This window comes from Micromonospora sp. HB375, assembly GCF_017872985.1.
GTDB classification, from domain to species: domain Bacteria; phylum Actinomycetota; class Actinomycetes; order Mycobacteriales; family Micromonosporaceae; genus Micromonospora; species Micromonospora chalcea.
On sequence record NZ_JAGGJO010000001.1, the window covers coordinates 2057643 to 2079366 of the forward strand.

The 21724-nt window shown below is 70.4% G+C and carries 24 protein-coding genes; 22 read left to right on the forward strand and 2 right to left on the reverse strand.

The window, feature by feature from the left end; genetic code table 11:
• Positions 1-21 precede the first annotated feature (21 nt).
• From J3R08_RS31985 to J3R08_RS09680, 10 genes are all read left to right on the forward strand, one after another.
• On the forward strand, positions 22-381 hold the full coding sequence (locus J3R08_RS31985; RefSeq protein WP_245254709.1) for a transposase: 360 nt from the start codon (positions 22-24) through the stop codon (positions 379-381).
• Positions 374-661, forward strand: coding sequence for a hypothetical protein (locus tag J3R08_RS32840; RefSeq protein ID WP_374102404.1), 288 nt, complete (start codon positions 374-376; stop codon positions 659-661). Before J3R08_RS31985 ends, J3R08_RS32840 begins: the two co-directional genes overlap by 8 nt.
• On the forward strand, positions 561-974 hold the full coding sequence (locus J3R08_RS09650; RefSeq protein WP_209960821.1) for a transposase: 414 nt from the start codon (positions 561-563) through the stop codon (positions 972-974). Before J3R08_RS32840 ends, J3R08_RS09650 begins: the two co-directional genes overlap by 101 nt.
• 205 nt (positions 975-1179) lie before the next feature.
• Positions 1180-2391: a helix-turn-helix transcriptional regulator gene (locus tag J3R08_RS09655; protein ID WP_209964115.1), complete on the forward strand. Its 1212-nt coding sequence runs from the start codon at positions 1180-1182 to the stop codon at positions 2389-2391.
• A 177-nt stretch (positions 2392-2568) separates the two neighbouring features.
• Entirely contained in the window at positions 2569-2907 is a 339-nt protein-coding gene (locus J3R08_RS32675) for a hypothetical protein (protein ID WP_280841851.1), read from the forward strand.
• The gene (locus tag J3R08_RS09660; RefSeq protein WP_209960823.1) at positions 2904-3230 is read left to right on the forward strand and encodes a hypothetical protein; all 327 of its coding nucleotides are present in this window, start codon (positions 2904-2906) and stop codon (positions 3228-3230) included. Before J3R08_RS32675 ends, J3R08_RS09660 begins: the two co-directional genes overlap by 4 nt.
• 417 nt (positions 3231-3647) lie before the next feature.
• Complete coding sequence (locus J3R08_RS09665) at positions 3648-4265, forward strand: SipW-dependent-type signal peptide-containing protein (RefSeq protein ID WP_209960825.1); 618 nt, start codon at positions 3648-3650, stop codon at positions 4263-4265.
• A gap of 24 nt (positions 4266-4289) precedes the next feature.
• Positions 4290-4907 carry a SipW-dependent-type signal peptide-containing protein gene (locus J3R08_RS09670; RefSeq protein WP_280841850.1) on the forward strand — a complete coding sequence of 206 codons (618 nt, stop codon included), beginning with the start codon at positions 4290-4292 and terminating at the stop codon, positions 4905-4907.
• 11 nt (positions 4908-4918) lie between these two features.
• On the forward strand, positions 4919-6211 hold the full coding sequence (locus tag J3R08_RS09675) for a signal peptidase I (protein WP_209960829.1): 1293 nt from the start codon (positions 4919-4921) through the stop codon (positions 6209-6211).
• Positions 6212-6312: 101 nt separating this feature from the next.
• Entirely contained in the window at positions 6313-6696 is a 384-nt protein-coding gene (locus J3R08_RS09680) for a hypothetical protein (RefSeq protein WP_187692762.1), read from the forward strand.
• Between the two features lie 40 nt (positions 6697-6736).
• Here the strand turns inward: J3R08_RS09680 and J3R08_RS09685 are convergent, their stop codons facing one another.
• Positions 6737-7195: a dimethylsulfonioproprionate lyase family protein gene (locus J3R08_RS09685; RefSeq protein WP_209960831.1), complete on the reverse strand. Its 459-nt coding sequence runs from the start codon at positions 7193-7195 to the stop codon at positions 6737-6739.
• Positions 7192-7980: a cupin domain-containing protein gene (locus J3R08_RS09690; protein WP_043325411.1), complete on the reverse strand. Its 789-nt coding sequence runs from the start codon at positions 7978-7980 to the stop codon at positions 7192-7194. The genes J3R08_RS09685 and J3R08_RS09690 overlap by 4 nt, the downstream gene beginning before the upstream one ends.
• Before the next feature lie 292 nt (positions 7981-8272).
• Between J3R08_RS09690 and hydA the strand changes: the two genes are divergently transcribed.
• The 12 genes from hydA to J3R08_RS09750 all read left to right on the forward strand — a co-directional run bounded on the left by hydA (position 8273) and on the right by J3R08_RS09750 (position 21668).
• Positions 8273-9652 (forward strand): dihydropyrimidinase, encoded by a 1380-nt coding sequence (gene hydA / locus J3R08_RS09695; protein ID WP_245254710.1) that lies wholly within the window; start codon positions 8273-8275, stop codon positions 9650-9652.
• A 167-nt stretch (positions 9653-9819) separates the two neighbouring features.
• Positions 9820-11412, forward strand: a complete 1593-nt coding sequence (locus tag J3R08_RS09700; protein ID WP_166457107.1) for an ABC transporter substrate-binding protein — start codon at positions 9820-9822, stop codon at positions 11410-11412.
• A gap of 134 nt (positions 11413-11546) precedes the next feature.
• Positions 11547-13607 carry a hydantoinase/oxoprolinase family protein gene (locus tag J3R08_RS09705; protein WP_209960835.1) on the forward strand — a complete coding sequence of 687 codons (2061 nt, stop codon included), beginning with the start codon at positions 11547-11549 and terminating at the stop codon, positions 13605-13607.
• Entirely contained in the window at positions 13604-15625 is a 2022-nt protein-coding gene (locus tag J3R08_RS09710; RefSeq protein ID WP_084789485.1) for a hydantoinase B/oxoprolinase family protein, read from the forward strand. Before J3R08_RS09705 ends, J3R08_RS09710 begins: the two co-directional genes overlap by 4 nt.
• Before the next feature lie 90 nt (positions 15626-15715).
• Complete coding sequence (eutM, locus tag J3R08_RS09715; protein WP_104114777.1) at positions 15716-16015, forward strand: ethanolamine utilization microcompartment protein EutM; 300 nt, start codon at positions 15716-15718, stop codon at positions 16013-16015.
• Positions 16016-16049: 34 nt separating this feature from the next.
• Positions 16050-16817 (forward strand): hypothetical protein, encoded by a 768-nt coding sequence (locus J3R08_RS09720; protein WP_209960837.1) that lies wholly within the window; start codon positions 16050-16052, stop codon positions 16815-16817.
• Positions 16814-17974 carry a class I SAM-dependent methyltransferase gene (locus J3R08_RS32680; RefSeq protein ID WP_051611136.1) on the forward strand — a complete coding sequence of 387 codons (1161 nt, stop codon included), beginning with the start codon at positions 16814-16816 and terminating at the stop codon, positions 17972-17974. Before J3R08_RS09720 ends, J3R08_RS32680 begins: the two co-directional genes overlap by 4 nt.
• A gap of 1 nt (position 17975) precedes the next feature.
• The gene (locus J3R08_RS09730; RefSeq protein ID WP_043325405.1) at positions 17976-18608 is read left to right on the forward strand and encodes a hypothetical protein; all 633 of its coding nucleotides are present in this window, start codon (positions 17976-17978) and stop codon (positions 18606-18608) included.
• A gap of 20 nt (positions 18609-18628) precedes the next feature.
• Positions 18629-18916 carry a EutN/CcmL family microcompartment protein gene (locus tag J3R08_RS09735; protein ID WP_043325403.1) on the forward strand — a complete coding sequence of 96 codons (288 nt, stop codon included), beginning with the start codon at positions 18629-18631 and terminating at the stop codon, positions 18914-18916.
• A gap of 1 nt (position 18917) precedes the next feature.
• The gene (locus tag J3R08_RS09740; protein WP_280841844.1) at positions 18918-19442 is read left to right on the forward strand and encodes a BMC domain-containing protein; all 525 of its coding nucleotides are present in this window, start codon (positions 18918-18920) and stop codon (positions 19440-19442) included.
• A 1-nt stretch (position 19443) separates the two neighbouring features.
• A complete protein-coding gene (locus J3R08_RS09745; RefSeq protein WP_209960839.1) occupies positions 19444-20250 on the forward strand; it encodes an alpha/beta fold hydrolase in 807 nt (268 codons plus the stop codon).
• A complete protein-coding gene (locus J3R08_RS09750; protein ID WP_043325401.1) occupies positions 20247-21668 on the forward strand; it encodes an FAD-dependent oxidoreductase in 1422 nt (473 codons plus the stop codon). The genes J3R08_RS09745 and J3R08_RS09750 overlap by 4 nt, the downstream gene beginning before the upstream one ends.
• Positions 21669-21724 lie beyond the last annotated feature (56 nt).

The following is a 21724-nucleotide window of genomic DNA, read 5'->3' on the forward strand; positions in this document are numbered from 1 at the left end:
GTGGACGAGGAGAGGATACGGATGGCTGGCAAGGTCGTTATCGGCGTCGATCCGCATAAGGCGAGTTGGACCGCGGCGGCGGTGGACAGCTCCCAGCGGGTGGTGCCTGTGGTGCGTGTAGAGGTTAATCGTGACGGCTACCGGCAACTACGCAGCTTCGCCCGCCGATTTCCTCGTGCTGTGTGGGCGATCGAGGGTGCTGGTGGACTGGGTGCGCCGCTGGTGACGCGGCTGGCAGCCGATGACGTCCAGGCGGTCGATGTGCCGGCCAAACTCGCTGCCCGGGTGCGCCTGTTGTCCACCGGCCACAACCGTAAGACCGACCGGGGCGGACGCCGTCTCCGTTGCGGTCGCCGCGCTGACCGCGCAAGGCCTGCGTAGCGTCGAGACAGACCAGACCACAGCGGCGCTGTGGGCGTTGACCGAGCACCGGGAGGACCTGGTGCGCACCCGCACTCAGACCGTTAACCGGCTGCACGTCTTGCTCGCTCAGTTGCTGCCCGCCGGTGGCGCAGCCAACCTCACGGCTGACAGCGCCGCGGCCCTGCTGCGAACCGTGCGTGCGTCCCCGCGAGATGCTGGCCCGCACGCAGCGCCAGATCGCGGTCGACCTCGTCGCCGAGATCCGGCGCCCGGACCGGCGCATCAGCGCGGCCGGTGACGCCATCACCGCTGCCGTCGCCGCAGCCGGCAGCACTCCGACCCGCCTCTACGGCGTCGGCGACATCGTCGCCGCCATTGTGCTCGCGCGCACCGGCTCGGTCAGCCGGTTCGCCTCCTCAGCGCACTTCGCGTCCTTTGCCGGCGTCGCCCCGATCGAAGTCTCCTCCGGCGACGTCGTTCGCCCTACCAGCGCAAACGACATGCCGGGAAGAGCCACCGAGACGCTACGCCGCTTGAAGCGCCGCCTCGCGGACGTGGTCTATCGAACCCTGCTCCACGACGCCAACACTTCCTTCGGGACTCCCTCTTGACACAGAGAGGCGCCGAAGTGCTCCCGCAGTTCGTACGTGGAACCGCTCGTCTTGGCCCGACTCCTGGTCAGCCGGTCTGAGCCAGCACGATGGAGCCGGACAGCATGCCAGTGTGTGGGGTTATGCGGCCGCACCTAGGCGGTAGCGTTGGTGCCACGGCGGCTGAGAGGCCGGTGGCGCGTCCCGCGCTTTGAGGAGGTCCGGGATGGAATCCTTGCCGGAGCTGACGTTCGGGCAGCGGCTGAAGGTCTACCGGGAGCGGTCCGGGAAGACTCGCGCGGTGCTGGGTGGGCTGGTCGGTCGCAGTGCCGAGTGGGTCAAGGCGGTGGAGACCGATCGGATCCTGCCTCCGCGCATTCACATGCTGGATCGCATCGCGCGTGCGCTCAAGGTCGACGTGTCTGCCCTGGCCGGCGAGTTGAGCGACCGGTCCGCTGTGGTGAACGGGCCGGAACACCCGGGGCTGGCGTCGGTGCGGGACGCCGTGAACCGTGTCGTGCTCGCTGACGATGCTGAGCCGGAGTCGTTGGCCGGTTTGCGTGAGCGGCTTGCGGTGGCGTGGCGGGCGCGTCATCAGGCGTCGGATCACCGGACGGTGCTCGGTGGGCTGCTGCCGAGACTTCTGCACGACGTGCAGCGCGCCGCGCTGCTGTATGAGGGCGTTGAGCGTCGGCATGCACAGTCGCTGTTGGCGGAGACGTTCGGGCTGACGCAGATGTTCCTTGCGTACCAGCCGGCTGCCGAGTTGTTGTGGCGGGTCGCGGACCGGGCGATGGTGGCGGCGCAGGACTCCGGTGACCCGGAGGCGGTGGCCCTCGCGGCATGGTTCCTGTGTCAGGTGCATCGGGACGCGGGGGACTGGGACACCGCCATGGCGGTAACGCACGACGTCCTGTCGGCTCTGGAGCCGAGGGCGGCCGACGCGGGCACGAATCTGCTGGCGTTGTGGGGTGCGCTCAACTTCGAGGCCGCCTACACCGCCGCGCGTGCCGGCGAGGAAGGCCGGGCCTGGCGGTACTGGGATCGTGCAAACCTGGTGGCGCAGCGTCTGCCGGAGGGCTTCTATCAGCCGCAGACGTCGTTCTCCCGGGTCATCATGGGCGCCCACGCGGTGACAGTGGCCGTGGAGTTGCAGAAGTCCGGGGAAGCGGTACGCCAGGCACGCCGCCACGACTCGGCGGCCATCCCGTCGAGACCGCGCCGGGCACGCCATCTCATCGAGGTCGCGCGGGCGCACTACGGCAAGGACGACAAGGAAGCGGCCGTGAAGACCCTGCGGCAGGCGTACGAGGCGGCCCCCGAGACGATCCGCTTCAACGGGTACGCCCGCCAGATCACGTTGGACCTGCTCGACGGCCCACGCTCCACCCGTGACGACGCCCGTGACCTCGCGGTCAAGGTCGGGCTGCTCTCGTGATCCAGGGGTAGGAACCCTACCCGTTCCGCCTCGCGACCGACCGTAGCGTCCTGCTTACGGGATGCGGCGGGCGGTGCGGGTATCGCCTGGTCGCCGCGTCCCCCTCAGATTCGGGGGCAGGAGACCGCCCTCGTTCGTGAGCGAGGGAGGGTCCGTGCGGCGCGTCTCGTATGACGAATACCTTTCTGCCACCGCGCTGACCCTTGCTCGCAGGCACCGGCCGGTGTGGTCGTGGCGGCTCTGGCGGCGTATCTGCCGCTGTGGGTCCGACCTGCCCTGCCGCGCTCGGCACCGGATACCGATCAATCGTGGCCACTGGCCACAGGAGGGCGAGCAGTGACCGGCGGGCAGGAACAGGCGATCCTCGCGGTACACATTCTAGGGCTCGACGGCATGTGTGCCGGGTGCCGGGCGTGGTGGGCGCGGCTGACTCCGTACCCCTGTTGGCAGGTGGAATGGGCGACCAGCCGGCAGGCGCGGGCGATCACCGCGCGGTTCCTGGAGGGTGTGCGGTGACGACCCACGGCCCGGTCATGCCGGTCTGGAGCTGCGGTGGCTGCGACCTGCCCTGGCCCTGCCCGACCCGGAAGCGGGAGCTGCGGGCGGAGTTCATGGATGCGCCGGTGTCGCTGGCCCTCTACCTTGGTGCCTACCTCGTCCAGGCCACCGAGGACATGCCCTGGATGCCGGCCGGCGTGCTGCACCGCCGTTTCCTCGGCTGGACCAGGGAAAGCGGCCACCTCATGCCGGTAGTGCAGCAGGGAGGTGCAGCAACCGTGCCAGCCGAACCCGGTCGAGACGAGCCCTCACCAGGCCCCCTGACCTCGCGTCGAGCCTGATCCGGCCGGCCTTTCGCCCGCCGCCGACAGTTCACACCGAAGAGGGCACCGCGCCCGCCCGGAACTCCGAATCGAACTAGCGTCTCGGCTCAGCCATGAACCTCTATCCCTCAAGCTCTGGCCTCCACGCTACGAGGGGAACCGCAATGAGGTTCCGCCCGGAAGGCGGGGGCCAGGTGCAGCGCCGCGCGTCGGGCCAACATGGCCCGGTTCGCCAGGTGATTTGGATGCTTTCGCCCGCTTTGTCTGGTTTGAGATCTATCGTGTTCCTTGCGTGACAGCCCAGCCGGGTCATCCCGTTCGCACGGCGGTTCCACGACGGCACCAGCCGGCCGGACCGCCACCGCGCGGCTGTCACCGGCCCCAGGCCAGCCCACAGCGTCGCACGAGGAGGACACGTTGTTTGGATCGACAAGATTGACATCGGGCGGATCGAGCAGCCCGGGAAGGCGTCGCAAGCTCAAGGCCGTCCTGGCCGGAGGGCTCGCCCTCGGCGTCGGCGCGACGATCTCCCTCGCCGCCTGGAACGACTCGGAGTACGCCACGGGGACGTTCACCGCCGGCTCCTTCAGCATCGAGGGCAGCACGGACGACACCACCTACGCGGAGCACTCCACGTCCGGCACGGCGGCGGCGCTGGCCTTCAGCACCGGCTTCGACAACATCAGCCCCGGCGACGTGGTCGCGGCACCGTTCGCCGTCCGCCTGACCGCAGCCACCACGTATGACGCGACAGTCACGGTGGGCTCGGCCACTCCCGACCTGCCCGCCTTCACCGGGCTCACCTACGGGATCGCGACCGTGCCGACCTTCGCGGACTGCAGCGCGACCCCCACGAGCCCGACCTGGATCGTGGCGCAGGGCACGGCGCTCGACTCGGTGGCCGGCGCGGTGCCGTTCAACCTGACGCAGGGCACTCCTCCCACGACGCCTGGCGCTCCGGCGTACCTGTGCTTCGTCGTGACGGCGGACGCCGCTCTGGTGCAGGGCTCGTCGGTCACGGAGACCTGGCAGCTCCTCGCCGAGTCCGTGTAGGTGGCAGCCGTGGTCAACCGCCGGGTGCCGGCCGGATCACCACGGCTCCTCCGGACCCGTGCCGTACTCGCTGCCGCCCTCGTCCTCGGCGTGGGCACGACGTCCACGCTCGCGGCGTGGACCGACAGCGAGTACGGCACCGGGTCGTTCACCGCAAGCGTCTTCGGTACCGAGTCGCAGACCGCGTCCAGTGCCTGGGCAAGCCACACTCCGGTGGGAAACGCCGCGACACTGGCGTTCAACGCGACCGCGATGTCCCCCACGGACTCGTCGTACGCCTGGATCGACATCCGCACGACCACGATGACGAATGTCGACGGTACGGTCGCGCTGACGAGCTCCTCGGACAGCTCCGGGGCCCTGCTTCCGGTGCTCGAATACCGCGCGGTGCGTACCCCGGACACCGGTAGCGCCTGTTCCGCCACCGCCTTCACCGGTGCGCCGACGTGGATCGCCGGCCCCGGCTACCTGGACGTCACCTCGGTTCCAGGCTCACCGGTGTCGTCCGTCCTCACCACTCCCGACGGCGCGACGCCAGAGGTGCGGTTCTGCTTCGAGGTGCGGATCGAGGCCGGCGCAGACAACTCGTACCAGGGCACGAGCGCCACCGTCACCTGGGAATTCACCGCCACATCTACGTAAGGGTCCTGCACATGATGAGACGAGCACGTCGAGGGCGAGGCGTCATCGCCCGCGTCGGAGACCTGGCACTGACCCTGCTCGCCGTCGGCGGGACGGTGTGCGTCGTCCTCGTCCCGCTGGCGTTCTTCTTCGACATCTCACTCATCCTGTTCAAGACCGGATCGATGAGCCCCACCATTCCCGCCGGGTCGCTGGCGGTGGTGCGTGAGATCCCCGCGTCCGAGGTCGAGGTGGGCGACGTGGTCACCGTCGACCGCACGCCGCTTCCACCGATCACCCACCGGGTCGTTCAGATCGCCGACGGTGGCGGGCCCACCCGTCTGCTCACCCTGCGCGGGGACGCGAACGACTCCAACGACTCCGCGCCGTACGCGGTGACCCGCGTACGGCTCGTCACCTGGTCGGTGCCCGGGCTCGGGTACACGGTGCGGGCCGTGTCGAACCCGTACGCGACCAGTGCGATCACGGTCGGGACCGCCGTGATCGTCACCTGGGCGTTCTGGCCGCGCGCCACGGAACCGCCGACCCGGCGGCGTACGGCGTGGCGCCGACGGCGAACAGGCCCTCCGACGCCTGACGAGGCGGGAACAGGTCCCGAGGCCGGCGCCCCGCCGGGCCGGACAGCGGCGCACGTCGAATCGACCGCCCGGCGGTTGTTCGTCATGGTGGCCGTGCTGCCGGGCGTCGCCGCCGCGGTCCTGGCCACGCCCGGTCAGGCACGGGCAGAACCGACTGAGGACGTCATCCGGGGCAGGTACCTCACCCTGATATCGATCCGCGACGAGGCCCGCATGACATCGATGACACCGAAGGAGCCGGTGCCGTGGCAGGTGGGCGTCACCGCGCACGCCCCGCACCCGGGCACGGTGACAATCACGCTGTCGGCGCTGGGCCCGCTCGTGGTCTCGCCGAACGGACTCCAGGTCATGGCCGCCGTCTGCGCCATCCGCTGGGTGAACGGCGCCTGTCCCGGCGGGCGGGGAGAGCAGGTTCTCGCCGAGGGCCCCGCCACCAGACTGGCCGAACGCCCGGTCCCCATCAGCACGATGCGCTCCGACGAACAGCGTTGGGTACTCGTCACCGCGAGCCTGCTCCCGAACTCCACGGCCGCGGGCTCGGCCGACCTGATCCTCACGGCGACCGGGCTCGGCGACAAGGCGGCGACAGGCGGCAAGGTCGACACGCTGCCACGCACCGGCACCGACCTGCGGACGCCGATGCTCGCCGGTGCGGGCGCCCTGCTCGTCGGTCTGCTGCTCGTGGGCACCACGCGCAGGAACCGGATCAGGCAGGAACAGCCGTGAGGCGCGTAGGGATCCCCGCTACGCCGAGCGGGCGACGTAAGAGCCACGCCCGGCGACGCCGGCTCGCGGGTGTCCTCGCCCTCTCGCTCTGGATCCATGTCATGGCGCTCGCACCTGCCCAGTCGACGCTGGCCGCCTGGAACGACACCGAGTACGGCAGCACTGCCCTCGCCGCCGGCACGGTCGACCCACCGACCGACCTGGCGTGCACTGCGGGCCAGCTCACCCCGCCCACCTTCACCTGGAACCTGCCCGCCGGTGGCCTGGCCCGCAGTGGCTTCACCTGGTCCCTGAGCGACGGCTTCTCCGGAGGCGGCACTCTCGGCCCAAACGACACCTCGATCGTCGTTCCCGGCGCGCTGCTGGCTGTCGGCACCGGCACCTTCACTCTGTACGCGAACGGCCCTGGCGGCTGGACGTCGACGCCGGTCACCGGTTCGCTCGGCATGCTGACGGATGAGCTCTACTTCTGCAGCGTCCCTTAGTGGTGGACGTAGGCAGGGGGAGCCGATCCGCAGTCGGCGGCTACAGCCACCTGGTGCAGATCTCGTTGAGGTCCGGGGTGCTGAAGGAGTAGAGCAACTCCATGGCGTGCTCGCCGCCGGTGGTGATGGCGTGGGCGACACCGGCGGGGATGTACATCGCGGTGCCCGGGCCCGCCTCGAATTCCTCGTCGGCCACTCGGAACAGCGCGGTGCCGGACAGCACGTAGTAGAACTCGGCCGAGTCGGCGTGCAGGTGCAGCGGGTGGGTCATCCTGGGCTCCATGCGGTAGACCCCATTGAGGAACTCGCAGTCCGGGTCGCCGGTGAGCTGCCGGTCGACGAGGCGATGCACCAGCCCTTCGTCGTCGGTGTTGTGGTTGAGGCTGGAGATCAGCTCGTAGGCGAGTTCGTCGCGGTGCACGACGAACGCCGGGCGTACGGCGCCCGCCCCGGCGTCCCCGGCGGCGATCCGGCGTCCACGGCCGGGCAATGCTGTCACCGCTCGGCGTCCACGCTTGTCGCCCCGAGGGGGATCTGTGGGCTGGTCAGCGGTCCGTGATGCTTGGACAGGCAAATGGCCTCCCAGCCGGTCACGACGCCGTGGATGACGCCCGGCTCCCAGCACAGGTACTCACCGGCACGGTAGACGTGCTCCGGGTCGGTGGCGCACCAGCCGCCGAGGAAGAAGATCTCCTCGGTGCTGTGGTGGAACTCCAACGCGGTCTTGGCGAAGTTGCGTGGCAGGACGAACAGGATGGTGTCCTTGCCGGTCTCCTCCACCTTGCGCAACCGGATGCACTGCGTGGGCACATCGAGGTCGCCGTGACTGCTGGTGTCGGTCACTCCCGCGAAAGCCTCCTGGACGGGTCGCCAGTTGGCCGGGTCGAACAGGTCGACGGTCTCTCCGAGCGGTTTCGACGGCGGGGGTCGTTCGTCAGTGCGGACCTCGAACGGCGAGTCCGTCCAGAAGATCAACGTGGCGCCTTCGGTCGAGGAGACCGGGCCGATCTCGGTGCCGGAGGGCAGGAAGAGGTAGTGCCCGCGCCGGCACTGGCGTCCGGCGATGCTCAGGTCGCCGTCGCGGACCAGGAGTTCGATGTCGGCGCTGTTCCAGTGCTCGGGCATCTGCCAGCCGGGTGGAACGTCGACGACGAGCGTCTGCGCGCCGGTCTCCGGGTCGGCGTTGATCTGCCGCACGAGTAGGCCGAAGGGCAGGCCCGATGCCCGCCACACCCGCTGGGGTACCTGTTCGATGGTGACCCGTCGCTTGCCGGAATGAGCCATGGCGACCTCCTTCAGGTTGCGCCAGACTGTATGTAATCTGGCGCAGCTCGTCTAGGGCGTCGTCGTGAATACTCGGGTCTGAGCAGCAAAGTCGGCCGCCGCCGCTGACCTCATCGAGGCATAATGTATGCAAAATGCCTAAGGCTGGCTTGCGGGCAGGAGTTGCCTCCCGGTGGTCGGCGTCGGGTCGGGGTTGAGTCGACTCCTTGTGCCGTCCCGTCGAGTTGTATACGGTCCACTGCCTAGCCCGCCTGTCACTCGCGTTTCCTCATCTGCAGCGAACGGGGAAGAGATGCCCCGAAGGATTGGTCTTGTCGGAGGCACGGTGGTCGCCGAGGACGGTGTCCACCGCGCTGACGTGCTCGTTGACTCCGGCCGCATCGAAAGTGTCGGCCGGATTCCGCCATCGGCTGATGTCGAGAAGGTCGACGCCCGAGGAAAGATCATCATTCCGGGTGGCGTCGATGTGCATACACATATGGGTACGCCCTTCATGGGGACGGTCACCTCCGACGACCACGCCTCGGCCAGCCGGGCCGCTGCCGTCGGCGGCACCACGACGTATGTCGACTACGCCTTTCAGCGCGCCGGTGAGCGTCTGCCGGAGGTGCTGGCCCGGTGGGCCGGGCGGGCGAACGGTCGTTCCGCCATCGACTTCAGCTTCCACCTGGCTGTCACTTCGCCCTACCCGGGCATGGTGGCTGACATGGCGCTTGTGGTGGCCGACGGCGTGACCAGCTTCAAGGTGTTCATGGCCTACAAGGGGCTGGCCATGCTCGACGACGGAGAGCTCTTCTCCATCCTCACCGAGTCGTCCCGCCTGGGCGCCACACTCTGCGTGCACGCCGAGAACGGTCACGTCATCGACGTCCTCGCCGAGCGGCTGGTTCGGGCCGGCCGCACCGGACCGCTGGCGCACCTGCTGTCGCGGCCACCCGAGACCGAGGTGGAGGCGGTACGCCGCGCGATCGCGCTCGCCGACCTGGCCGACGCCCCGCTGTACTTCGTGCACCTGTCCACCGCCGGGGCGGTCGCCGCCGTGGCCGAGGCCCAGCGGGCCGGCCGCCCGGTCGCGGGCGAGACGTGCACCCACTACCTCCTGCTCGACGCCGACCTCTACCACCAGCCCGGGTTCGAGGCGGCCAAGTACGTCGTCAGCCCGCCGCTGCGCACCGCCGAGCACCGGGAGGCGCTCTGGCAAGGGCTGCGGGAAGGCATCCTCGGTGTCGTCAGCTCGGATCACTGCCCGTTCTGCATGTCCGGGCAGAAGAGCCTGGGAGCCGAGGACTTTCGCCGGATCCCGAACGGAGCGCCGGGCATCGAACACCGGGTTCCCCTGCTCTACGGCCACGGTGTACGCCCCGGGCGGCTGAGTCTGTCGCGCTTCGTCGAGGTGGCCTGCACCGAGCCGGCCCGCCGGTTCGGGCTGTACCCGACAAAAGGGGTCATCAGGCGGGGCGCCGACGCCGACCTGGTCGTGCTCGACCCGGAGGCGGCCTCCGTGGTGCTCGCCCGGACGATGACGCAGAACTGTGACTACACGCCGTTCGAGCGGTGGCACGTGCCCGGCCGGGTCGAAGCGGTTTATCTGCGCGGGGAGCTGATCGCCCAGCGTGGACGATTTGTCGGCCGGCAGGACGCCGGTCGGTTCCTGGCCCGTCGCCGGGCGTGAGTGTCGACGCGGCTGGCTGCGGGATCTGACTGCTCGGAGCCTTGACAGGGTCAAGTTTGTATACAAGCATCGCTCGTGTTAGTCGCCCTACCTGGGTTGTTGCGCTAGACCTATTCAAGCTTGCACACAATTTTGGAGGTGTCGGCATGGGAATACGTTCCGTGCGGGTGCGAGCCGTGGCAGTGCTCGCCGTGGCGAGCGTGTCGCTCGCGGCCTGCGGCGCCGACGATGCGGGGAAGTCTGACGCCGGCACCGGCCAGGCGCTGACCATCGCCGCGCCCGGGGTGCTGTCGAGTCTCGACTCCGAGCGCTACCAGGGCTTCATCTCGATCGACCTGCTCCCCAACACCGCCGGGACCCTGGTGCGCTTCAAGAAGCCCGAGGCCGGCGCTACCAAACTTCAGACGCCGGACCAGATCGAGCCCGAGCTCGCCGAGTCCTGGACGCTTGACGACGGCGGCAGGAAGATGTCGTTCACGCTGCGCGAGGCCAAGAGCCAGTTCGGCAACCCGATCACCTCGCAAGACGTGAAGTGGTCGGTGGACCGGATGGTGAACAGCACCGGCGTGCCGATCGCCAAGATCCTCATGGGCGTCGGCGGCTGGGACACCGCCAACCCGATCACCGTCACGGACGACAAGAAGTTCACGATCAACGTCGCCAAGCCCAACGCGGTGAGCGTGTCGATCCTGAGCACCTTCTTCATGACCATCTACGACTCGGTGGAGGCCAAGAAGCACGCCACCGCCGACGATCCGTACGCCTACAAGTGGCTCGGGGAGAACACCGCCACCTTCGGCGCGTACCAGGTGCGCTCGTTCGACCCCGGCAAGGAGGTCCGGCTCACCGCCAACGAGAACTACTTCCGCGGGAAGCCCAAGGTCACCGACGTGGTGGTCCGCGCCGTCCCCGACACCTCCAACCGGCTCCAGCTGGCCCAGAGCGGGCAGGTCGACGTCGCCACCGCGATGACGTTCGACCAGCTCTCCTCGCTGGAGGAGAGCGACCAGGCCCGGCTGGAGCGTGTGCTCTACCCGAACATCGACGTGCTGGTGCCCAACCTCAAGGCCAAGCCCTTCGACGACAAGCGGGTCCGCGAGGCCATCTCCTACGCCGTCGACCGCAAGGCGATCGTCGACTCCGCGTACCAGGGCTACTCGGCGCCCTCGAACGACTTCATCCACGACGACTTCGGTGCCCCGGCGGCCAGCCAGCCCTTCGCCCAGAACCTCGACCGGGCCAAGCAACTGCTGGCCGAGGCCGGCCTGCCAAACGGCTTCCCGATGGAGTTGGCCTACAACGCGGCCAACGTCGGAGCGCACAGCGAGCAGGTCGCCGTCCTGCTGCGCTCGCAACTGGCCAAGGTGGGCATCCAGGTCAAGCTCAACAACGTCGCCTCCGGCGCGGACTTCGACACCGCCAAGCGTGAAGGCAAGCTGCAGAGCTGGCTGGCCACCAGCACCCCGCTGGTGCCCGACCCCGCCTACTACCTGCAGGTCTTCTACTCCACGGGTGGGCTGACCAACCTGCAGAACTACAGCTCGCCGACCCTCGACGACCTCTCCCGGAAGATCCTGGAAACCCAGCCGGGTCCCGACCGCGACGCGTTGATCAAGCAGGTCAACGACTTCCTGGTGGGTGACATGCCGGCCATCCCGCTGGTCGATTCCCAGAAGTACTACGTCTTCAAGAAGGGCGTGACCGGGTTCGTCAGCTATTCCCAGGGCCACGTCAACTATTACGACATCAGCGGCTCCTGACCTCGCCGGCGTCCCACCGGCGCGGTGATCCCCGGCCCCGGTGGGCAGCACCCCAGGGGCCGGGGACCACGCAGCGACGACGCAGAACGGCAACCCGAGAAGAGCCGGCACTCGAGAAAGCAGGATGTGCACTGATGTACCGCCTAGGAGTCGATGTCGGTGGCACGTTCACGGACGTTCTTCTGATCGAGGAGGCGACCGGGAAGACCCGACGGACCAAGGTGCCCTCGACGCCTCAGGACCAGTCCGTCGGCGTCATCGAGGGCGTAACCCAGGTGCTGACCGACGCCCGGGCCCGCGCCGCGGACGTCCGCCAGTTCCTGCACGGCACGACGGTGGCCACCAACGCCGTCCTGGAACGCCGGGGCGCCCGGGTGGGCCTGGTGGTGACCGTCGGCTACCGGCAGATCCTGCACATCGCCCGCTCGTTCGTTCCCGGCGGCCTGGGCGGCTGGATCGTCTGGGACCGGCCGGCCGAGATGGTCGCGCTCGAAGACGTCCGCGAGGTCCGGGGCCGCATGGACGCCCGAGGCGAGCAGGTCGAGCCCCTCGACGAGGCGGCCGTGCGGGGCGCGGTCCGCCAGCTGGTCGACCAGGGCGTGGACGCCCTCGCCATCGGCTTCGTCAACTCCTACGCCAACCCCGCCCACGAACAGCGGGCCGCCGAGATCGCCGCCGCCGAGGCCCCTGGTGTGCCGGTCTCCACCTCCGCCGGGGTCCTGCCCGAGCTCGGGGAGTACGAGCGGACCCTGACCACCGTCGCCAACGCCTACGTCCGCCCCGGCGTCAGCTCCTACCTGAGCAACCTCAGCGCGAAACTGGTCGCCGAGGGACTCCTGGGCGAGCGCCGCGTGCTGCGCTCCGACGGCGGACTGATGACCTTCGAGCGGGCCGAGGACATCCCGGTCAGCCTGCTGATGAGCGGACCCGCCGGCGGGGTCGCCGCCGCCGTGGCGCTGGGCCCGGCCGCCGGCCACCCGGACCTGCTCACCCTGGACATGGGGGGTACCTCCACCGACGTAGCGCTGATCGAGAACGGCACCCCGGCCATCCGGCGCGAGACGACCGTGGCCGACCTCGCCGTCCGCGCCCCGTCGATCGACGTACAGACCGTGGGCGCCGGCGGCGGCTCCATCGCCCACGTCCCCGAGCTGACCGGTGCGTTGCGGGTGGGCCCGGCCAGCGCGGGTGCCCTGCCCGGTCCGGCGACCTACGGACGCGGCGGCGAACTGCCCACCGTCACCGACGCCAACGTCGTGCTCGGCTACCTGCCGCACGCCCTGCTCGGCGGCGCCATGCCGCTGGACGTGGAGAAGGCCCGCACGGCGGTCGGCACCGTTGCGAGCAGGCTGGGGGTGTCGGTGGAGGCCGCCGCCGCCGCGATCATCGACATCGTCAACGAGAACATGCTCGGCGCGCTGCGGCTGGTCTCGGTGCAGCGCGGCTACGACCCCCGGCGCTTCGCGCTGTTCGGCTTCGGCGGCGCCGGCCCGTTGCACGTCAACGCGCTCGCCAAGCTTCTCGGCTCCTGGCCGGTGGTGATCCCGCAGTCGCCCGGGGTGCTCTGCGCCTACGGTGACGCTTCGACAGGTGTGCGGGCCGAGGCCAACCGGTCCCTGGTGCGCCCTCTCGACGACGTCGACGAGGAACTGCTGCGGCGCGAGTTCACCGACCTCGCCGCCCAGATCGACACCGAGTTCGACCGGGCCGGGGTGCCAGGCGACGCCCGGTCGGTGCGATACGAGGCCGACGTCCGCTACCACGGCCAGGGCTTCGAGGTCTCCGTCGAGGTCGACGCGGGCCGAGGCATGGCTGTGATCCCCGGCCTGCGCAGCGGCTTCGACGAGGCCCACCAGCGCCTGTTCGGCTTCGCACTGGATGAGCGGCACGAGGTCGTCAACATCCGGGCGGTCGGGGTCTCCCACGCCGAACGGATCACCCCGGTCGAAATCGAATCCGGTGACCGCGACGCCGCGCAGGCGATCGTCGGCCGTCAGCAGGTCTACGTCGACGGCGGCTGGCAGGAGGCCACCCTCTACGACCGCACCGCCCTGCGGGCCGGCAACGAGCTGTCCGGGCCGGCGATCGTGGTCGAGATGGATTCCACCAGCCTGGTCCTGCCGGGCTGTGTCGCGCGCGTCGACAGGCTGGGCAACCTGCTCATCCTGCCCGCCGAGCAGGGAGGGAACCGATGAGTGCGGTCATCGTCGAGACAGTACGCCCGGAGCGTGGCGTCGAGGTCGAGACCGCGGTGCTCGACATCGTCGAGAACGCGTTGCGTAACGCCCGTTTCGAGATGGACGCGGTGGTGATGCGTACCGCGATGTCACCGGGCATCCGCGAGCAGCACGACGCCTTCCCGTTGATCGCCGACCGGCGCGGGCGCATGGTCGCCGGACAGTTCGGCTCCTTCATCGACGGCTTCCTCTCCGCATACGACGGCACGGTCGAGGAGGGCGACGTCTTCTTCACCTCCGACCCGTACGCCTGTGACGGCGCCATCAGCCACGCCAACGACTGGCTGGTGCTGCTGCCGATCTACTTCGAGAAGGCGCTGGTCGGCTGGGCGGCGATGTTCGGTCACATGAGCGACGTCGGCGGGAAGGTGCCCGGCAGCCTGCCCACCGACGCGGTGTCCATCCACGAGGAGGGCGTCATCGTCCCGCCGGTGAAGTTGTTCCGCGGCGGCACCCTCGACCAACAGCTCCTGGACACCGTGCTCAACCAGGTGCGCCTGCCGAGCTGGAACCGCGCCGACCTGAACGCGGTCCTGGCCTCCTGCCGCACCGCCGAGACCCGGGTCCGTGAGCTCTGCGAGCGCTTCGGCGCTGACACCTACCTGTCCACCCTGGAGCTGCTGCTGGAGCGCAACCGGCAGGCGATGGCGAAGCTGTTCCGCCAGGTCGTGCCCGAGCAGCCGGTCACCTTCGAGGACTTCGTCGACGACGACGGACGCGGCGAGGGACCGTTCCGCATCCGCTGCTCGCTGTGGCGCGAGGGCGACCGGGTGGTGCTGGACTTCACCGGTACCAGCGAGCAGGCCGAGGGGTCGATCAACTTCCTGCTCAACGAGAACGTCCTACGGATGTTCTTCGGGGTCTACACCATCATGGCCGTGGACCCGATGATCCTCTTCAACGACGGGTTCTACCCCCTGGTCGACGTCCGCATCCCCGAGGGCAGCCTGCTCAAGCCCCGGCGCCCGGCGGCCGTCTCCTGTCGTACCCACGCCCTGGGTCGGCTCTTCGACGTGCTCGCCGGACTGCTGGGGCAGTGTCAGCCGGACTTCCTCGCCGCCGCCGGGTTCTCCTCCAGCCCGCACCTGATGTACTCCGGCCTGGATCGGCACGGCAAGTGGTTCCAGCTCTACCAGATCGGTTTCGGCGGTGTGCCCGCCCGACCGGTCGGTGACGGGTTCGACGGGCACTCCATGTGGCCCTCGTTCACCAACGTGCCCAACGAGTACCTGGAGGCCTACTACCCGCTGCGTATCGAGTCCTACGAGACGGTCCCCGACTCCGGGGGCATCGGTAGGCACCGGGGCGGCAACGGCATCCGGGTCGGCTACCGGTTCCTGGAACCGGGTGAGGTCTCGATCCACGACGACAGATGGTTCACCAAACCCTGGGGCGTGCTCGGCGGCGAGCCCGGCGAACGCGGCACGAAGATCCTGGAACGCGCCGACGGCTCCCGGCAGGTGGTACCGGCCAAGTGTGACCACGTCGCGGTCCGTCCCGGCGACCTGCTGCACTTCGTCACCTGGGGCGGCGGCGGTTGGGGCGACCCGCTCGAGCGCGACCCGGAGCAGGTCCGCCACGACGTCGAGCGGGGCCTGGTCACCGTCGACGGCGCCCGGCGCTACGGAGTGGTCCTGGTCGACGGCCGGGTCGATGCCGAGCGCACCCGGACCCGGCGCGCGGAACTCGCCGCCGGCCGAGGCGACCTGCCCCGCTTCAACCGGGGCGGCACCGTGGAGGAACTCCGGGCGCGCTGCCTCGCCGAGACCGGACTGACCCCACCCCGGGAACCGGCGGGCGCCGGGGCGCGGCCGGAGCCGGCGCCTCCCGGCCCACGGCCCGGTGCGACGCCGGCCCGCCATCGCGACGCCGGGCCCGCAGGCGGCAGCGACCGGCCCGCCCGCGCCCAGCGACCGGCGCAGTCCCCGCTGGAGGCGCTCGTGCACCACATCGCTCGGCAGGTGACCGTGCGATGAGACCACCCCACTTCCAGACCACCACGGTCCTGGGCAACGGCGGGCACCCGCACGCCAACCAACTCGCAAAGGAGAACTGTCATGGCTGACCTGCAGATGTCCGCGCTGGGCATGATCGAGACCCGGGGCCTGGTCGCGGCGGTCGAGGCCGCCGACGCCATGGTCAAGGCCGCCACGGTCGTCCTGGTGGGCACCGAGTACATCGGCGGTGGCCTGGTCACCGTCGTCGTCCGTGGCGACGTCGGCGCGGTCAAGGCCGCCACCGACGCCGGTGCGGCCAGCGCCTCCCGGCTCGGTGAGGTCGTCTCGGTGCACGTCATCCCGCGCCCGCACAACGAGGTCGAGGCGATCCTGCCGACCGGTTCGAGTCGAGGCGGAACGAAGTCCTGACCGGAGCCCGCGTGCTCATCGAAGGAGCTGAGACATGAGTCGGGTGTGGACTGCAGTCGATATCGAAGACATCGCCCGGTCGGACGGACCGCGCGAAGTCCTGCTGGGCCCGGGCGACCTGATCTCCCCGCACGCCCAGGACATCGCCCAAGGGCTGGGCATCGACGTCCGGCGCGGGTCGGCGGCACCGACGCCGGCCGCCCCCGCCGGGGCCGGCCCCGGCGGGGGCGAGCCCCAGGGCGGCTGCGACGACGCCGACGGCTGCTCGTGTGGCTGCGAGGCCGCGGAGGAGGCGGAGCGGACCATCCGTACCATCGCCGCCGCGGTCGTGTCGGCCAACCCCGACGCGGACGCCTCCACTGTCGCCACCGAGACGCTGCGGGCGCTCGGCGCCTACGGCGGGCCCGGGGTGGGCAGCCCCGAGCAGGCCCAACCGCTGCCCGGACAGTTGCTGCCCAAGAAGGCCAAGGGCGCCCGCCCTCAGTTCTTCGCTGAGCCGGGCATGGAGGCCCTGGTCTCGACGATGGTGACCCTCACCTCGGAGGTGTGGGTGCTGCGTGAGCGGGTGATGACCCTGGAACAACTGCTGGCCGACCGGCGGGTTGTGGAGGGGGGCGCGGTGGACGGCTTCACGCTCTCCGCCGAGGACGCCGAGACCAGAGACGCCGAGGCGGCGGCGTTCGTCGCCCGGGTGCTGCGGGTCTTCTACGAGTGGCGTGAGGAGATCGTGCGGGAGGAGACCCCGGAGTCCTACCGGGAGGTCATCCGGCGGGCCTTCGCACAGGTGGGGGAGGACAAGTGAAACAGCAGCAGCGACACGGCCTGTTGCCGACGGAGAACCACGACGAACTGGCCCGGGAGACGTTCGTCCGGGCCCTGAAGTCGCACATCTCCACCGAGGTGACCCCGGGGGTACGGGAGCTGTACGCGCACCGCGTCCTGCCCAGGTACCAGCAGGAGATGGGCGTCCCGCCCCGGGACCGGGAGACGGTCCGCCGGGCGATGGAGCCCGAGCCGTACTACCAGCTCTGGAGTTCGGTGCGGCGGGCGAGCCAGGACCTGCTCTGGAACGTGGTGGCCGACAGCATCGGCCGGCAACTGGACGACCTGCGGGCCAGGGCGGAACGGACCGGCCGTACCCTCGGCTCGCTGGAGCTGGATCCCGACTTCGTCCTGCCCTGGTATTTCTGGGGCATCGACATCCACGCCATGCCCGGCGGCTACCGGGGCGAGTACGTCCCCGGCGACGTCACCGCCGGGGCGCTCTACGACCGCGGCGTCTACGTCTACGCCATGGGCCAGATGGGCGAGCTCAACGACGACTACGGCCAGTCGGTGGTGAACAACTACCTCAAGACCGTGCACAAGGACTTCCGCCCCAGGCGGATCCTGGAGATCGGCTGCGGAGTCGGCAACTCCACGCTGCCCTACGTCGACGCCTATCCGGAGGCGGAGGTGCACGGCATCGACGTCGGTGCCGCTCTGTTGCGCTACGCCCACGGCCGGGCGGAGTCCCTGGGCCGCAAGGTGCACTTCGCGCAGCGCAACGGCGAGGACACGGGCTTCCCGTCGGGGCACTTCGACCTGGTCGTCTCGCACATCCTGCTGCACGAGATGCCACCGGAGGCGGTCCGCGCCGTCCTGCGGGAATGCCACCGGCTGCTCGCCCCGGGCGGGATGATGATCCACGCGGATTTCCCGGGCTACGCCGGGTTGGACCCGCTGGTGCAGTTCCTCATCGACTGGGACACCTGGAACAACAACGAGCCGTTCTGGGGCCCGATGCGGGACATGGACCTGGTCCAGGCCGCCCGGGACGCCGGATTCACCGGCGACTGCACCGAACTGTCCTGCAAGCGGGAGTGCGTCGAGGAGGTCTCCACCCCCACCGGCCGGGTGCTGCAGAGCGGTGAGCGGCGCAGCAGCGGCACCCTCGCGCTGCTCGTGGGCCGGCGCTGACATGGCCCACAACGATGTCGAGTTGCGTACCTTCGCGTTCGTCGACCGACTCCAACCGCAGATGGCCGCCCTGCTCGGCAGCGTGATGTCGGGTGACCCGGTGGTCGAGGGCATGTCCGAGCTCTACCTGGAGATCTCCCCGGGCAGCGACGTGTACGCCCTGGTCGACGCCGCCGTCAAGGCCACCGGGGTGCGCCCCGGCTCTCAGGTCGTCGAGCGGCAGTACGGCATGACCGAGTTGCACTCGATGTCGCAGGACGCGGTGCGCCAGGCCGGTCAGACCATCCTGGACCTGCTCGGGATCACCGAGGCCGACGCGCAGCCGGCGGAGCTGGTCTCGGCGAAGGTCGTCTCCAACATCGACGCCTACCAGGCGCAGCTGGTCAACCGTTCCCGCAAGGGCTCCCTGCTGGTGGCCGGCGAGTCGATGCTGGTGGTCGAGTGTCAGCCCGCCGCCTACATCTCCGCTGTCGGCAACGAGGTGGAGAAGTCCGCCAGTGTGAAGATCATCGACGTCCGGGGCGTGGGCCAGTTCGGCAGGTTGTGGATCTCCGGACTGCACTCGGAGGTGGAGGCGGCGCGCGACGCGGTCCGTCGAGCGTTCGAGACGAAGCCCTGGTCGCACCGACGCTAGAGAAACGAGGTGGTGTCGGCATGCGTGTCGCCCGCGTGATCGGCTCGGTGGTCAGCACCGTCAAGTCGGAGGCGCTGACCGGGGCCAAGCTGCTCGTCGTCGCGCCGCTGGGCGATGCGCCCGCCGGGGAGCCCTACGTCGCCGTCGACACCGTCGGCGCCGGCAGGGGAGAGGTCGTCCTGGTCGCCACGGGTGGCGCCGCGCGGCTGGCGCTGCGGCAACCCGGTCAGGCGCCCGTGGACTCCAGCATCGTCGCGATCGTCGACCGGCTGGAGACCGAGGCGTGGCTCAACTACGTGAAGGACTGACGTGGATCTGTGGGATGCGGGTGCGCTCGGCATGGTCGAGACACAAGGGCTGACCGCCTCGATCGTCGCCGTCGACGTGATGGGCAAGGCGGCCGAGGTACGGCTGATCGGCGTGCAACGCATCGGCGATGGAATTGTCACGGTCTCCCTCGTCGGCGACATGGCCTCGGTCACGTCCGCGGTGGAGAGCGCCCGGCAGGCCGTGGCTGCGATCGGCGGGACTGTCGTGACGACCGTGATCGGTCGACCGACCGTGCCGACGGACCTGCTGCGCGAGCCCCGGACAGGCGGGGCGCCGAAGCCACCGGCCACCGCTCCACCGTCCGTCGCAGGCGGGGCCGAGTTGGAGCCCGGACCCGCCGCGGCGCCGCCGCCCACCGTGCCCGCCCGCCGATCGGCCGAAAAGGCCGGCGGGAGCCCCACCCGGCGCGCCGCGCGCTCGACCGCCCCGAAACGGCGTCCGCCCGCCGCCGGGCCGTACGAGCCACCACCCGAACCCCCCGCCCCCCGAGCCCGAGGGAAGTGACATGCGCGGATACGTCGGCCCGCCCGGCGGGCAAATCCACTACCGCACCGCCGGCACCGGCGGGCCTGCCCTGGTGCTGTTCCACGAGTCGCCGCAGGCATCGAACGTCTTCGCCCCGGCCCTGCCCGCCCTCGGCCGCACACTGCGCGCCTTCGCCTTCGACACCCCCGGGTACGGGCTGTCCGACCCGCCCCGCGACCCACTGGAGATCCCCGGCTACGCCCGCCTGCTGCTCGACGCCGTCGACGCCCTCGGTATCACCGAGTTCGCCGTCGCCGGACAGCACACCGGAGCCTCGCTGGCCCTGGCGGTCGCCCAACTCGCCGGGCCGGACCGGGTCACTCACGCCATCCTGTCGGGGCTGGTGCTGGACCAGGCCGAGCGGGAGCGCCTTGGCGCCTCCTGGGCGCCGGACAAGCCGATCGACCCGGTCGGCCGGCACCTGCAGGATCTCTGGGCCCGCTACCTCGACATCTGGGAGGGGCCTCCGGAGTTGGTGAACCTCGCGGTGGCCAACATCGCCTCGGTCTTCGAACGGTACAACTGGGCCTACCGGGCCGCGTTCGCCTACGACCCGACCGAGCCGCTGCGCGCCCTGCCCTGCCCGGTGCTGCTGCTGACCGCCGCCCGGGACATGTTGGCCGACGGCGACGCGTTGGCGCAGGCAATCCGTCCGGACGCCGTCGCCGTGCGGCTGACCGACACCACCGGCCAGTTGCCCTGGCGGGTGCCCGAGGAGTTCGCCGCGGTGCTGTCGTCCTTCGTCACCACGGGACGGCTGGGATCCGACCGGGCAAGCGCGCGATGAGCGGCGAGGTCGACCTGCTGGTGATCGGGGCCGGCACCGCCGGCCTGCCCTGCGCGATCGAGGCGGCGCGGGCCGGGCTCCGCGTCGAGCTGGTCGACGGGGGCACCGACATCGGTGGCACGCTGAGCGTCTCGGCCGGGCACATGAGCGCCGCGGGCACCCGCCGGCAGCGCCAGGCGGGTATCGACGACGACCCGGACCGGCACTACGCCGACGTACTGCGCATCGGTCATCACCGCGGCGACCCGGCGCTGATCCGGCTGGCGGTCGACGAGGCGGCCGGCGTCGTGGACTGGCTCGACGAGCATGGTTTCCCGTTCGCCCCGGGCACACCTGTGGTCTACCACGGGCACTCCCCGTACTCCCGGCCGCGGACCTACTGGGGGATCGGGCACGGTCGGTCGATCCGAGAGACGCTGCGTCCACTGCTGGACAAGCAGGTGGCCGCGGGCCGGGTCGCCCTGCGGCTGCGCTCGCGGGCCACCCGGCTGACCAGCGCCGCAGGCACGGTCACCGGCGCGCTCCTGGACACCCCCGAGGGCCCCCGCGAGGTCCGCGCCGGGGTCACGGTGCTGGCCTGCGGCGGGTACGGCGCCAACCCGGAGCTGTTCCGCGCGCTGACCCCGGGCGGCCCTCGGCTGGTGACCAACGCGGTGCCGACCTCCACCGGCGCCGCGATCGAGATGGCCAGGCCCCTGGGGGCCGAGGTCCGCTTCGCTGATCTGCACACGCCCCGGCTCGGCCTGCTCGAACGCCGCTCCCAGCCGGGGCGGGTGGACTTCTGGTCGGAGTTGGCGCACCTCGCACCGGTCGAGCGCCCGCCCCGCGAGATCTGGGTCAACGCGGCCGGGCAACGGTTCGTCGCCGAGGACCTCGACGACGTCACCGGACACGAGCGGGCCGTGCAGGAGCAGCCGGGGGGCGAGTTCTGGATCGTCTGCGACTCCGAAGCCCTGGCGGCGGGGCCGCCTCTGGTACCGGCCTGGGGGCACGAGCGGTTCCGGGTCGAGGCGCAGCGGGGGGACGTGGCCTGGGTCGCCGACGACCTTCCTGGACTGGCCCGCCGGGCGGGCATCGACGCGCAAGGGCTGGTCGACACCGTGCGGTCCTACAACCTCGCGGTGCGGCAAGGGGTGGACCCGCTGGGCCGCCGGGCTCCCGCGCATCCCCTGGTCCGGCCGCCCTACTACGCGCTTCGCTCGGTGGCCGCGCTGCTGTGCAGCTTCGGCGGACTGGATGTGGACACCGAATTGCGGGTCCGGCGGCCCGGTGGCGCAATAGTGCCCGGGCTGCACGCCGTCGGTGAGGCCATCGGCATGGGGGCCACCAGTGGCGCGGCGTTCTGCGGGGGGATGGCGGTGACGCCGGCGCTGGCGTTCGGGCGGCTGCTCGGCCGTCGGCTGGGCGCACGGGCGTGACAGGCGTCGGGGCCGTCCGGACCACTTCTGTATGCAGGAATGTGGGAATGTGAGCG

Excerpts from the sequence above, each read along its gene's own strand:
- J3R08_RS31985 (WP_245254709.1), top strand. The coding sequence starts at position 22 with ATGGCTGGCAAGGTCGTTATCGGCGTCGATCCGCATAAGGCGAGTTGG.
- J3R08_RS09655 (WP_209964115.1), top strand. The coding sequence starts at position 1,180 with ATGGAATCCTTGCCGGAGCTGACGTTCGGGCAGCGGCTGAAGGTCTAC.
- J3R08_RS09675 (WP_209960829.1), top strand. The coding sequence starts at position 4,919 with ATGATGAGACGAGCACGTCGAGGGCGAGGCGTCATCGCCCGCGTCGGA.
- J3R08_RS09680 (WP_187692762.1), top strand. The coding sequence starts at position 6,313 with ATGGCGCTCGCACCTGCCCAGTCGACGCTGGCCGCCTGGAACGACACC.
- J3R08_RS09690 (WP_043325411.1), bottom strand. The coding sequence starts at position 7,980 with ATGGCTCATTCCGGCAAGCGACGGGTCACCATCGAACAGGTACCCCAG.
- hydA (WP_245254710.1), top strand. The coding sequence starts at position 8,273 with ATGCCCCGAAGGATTGGTCTTGTCGGAGGCACGGTGGTCGCCGAGGAC.
- J3R08_RS09705 (WP_209960835.1), top strand. The coding sequence starts at position 11,547 with ATGTACCGCCTAGGAGTCGATGTCGGTGGCACGTTCACGGACGTTCTT.
- J3R08_RS09710 (WP_084789485.1), top strand. The coding sequence starts at position 13,604 with ATGAGTGCGGTCATCGTCGAGACAGTACGCCCGGAGCGTGGCGTCGAG.
- J3R08_RS09720 (WP_209960837.1), top strand. The coding sequence starts at position 16,050 with ATGAGTCGGGTGTGGACTGCAGTCGATATCGAAGACATCGCCCGGTCG.
- J3R08_RS09730 (WP_043325405.1), top strand. The coding sequence starts at position 17,976 with ATGGCCCACAACGATGTCGAGTTGCGTACCTTCGCGTTCGTCGACCGA.
- J3R08_RS09735 (WP_043325403.1), top strand. The coding sequence starts at position 18,629 with ATGCGTGTCGCCCGCGTGATCGGCTCGGTGGTCAGCACCGTCAAGTCG.
- J3R08_RS09745 (WP_209960839.1), top strand. The coding sequence starts at position 19,444 with ATGCGCGGATACGTCGGCCCGCCCGGCGGGCAAATCCACTACCGCACC.
- J3R08_RS09750 (WP_043325401.1), top strand. The coding sequence starts at position 20,247 with ATGAGCGGCGAGGTCGACCTGCTGGTGATCGGGGCCGGCACCGCCGGC.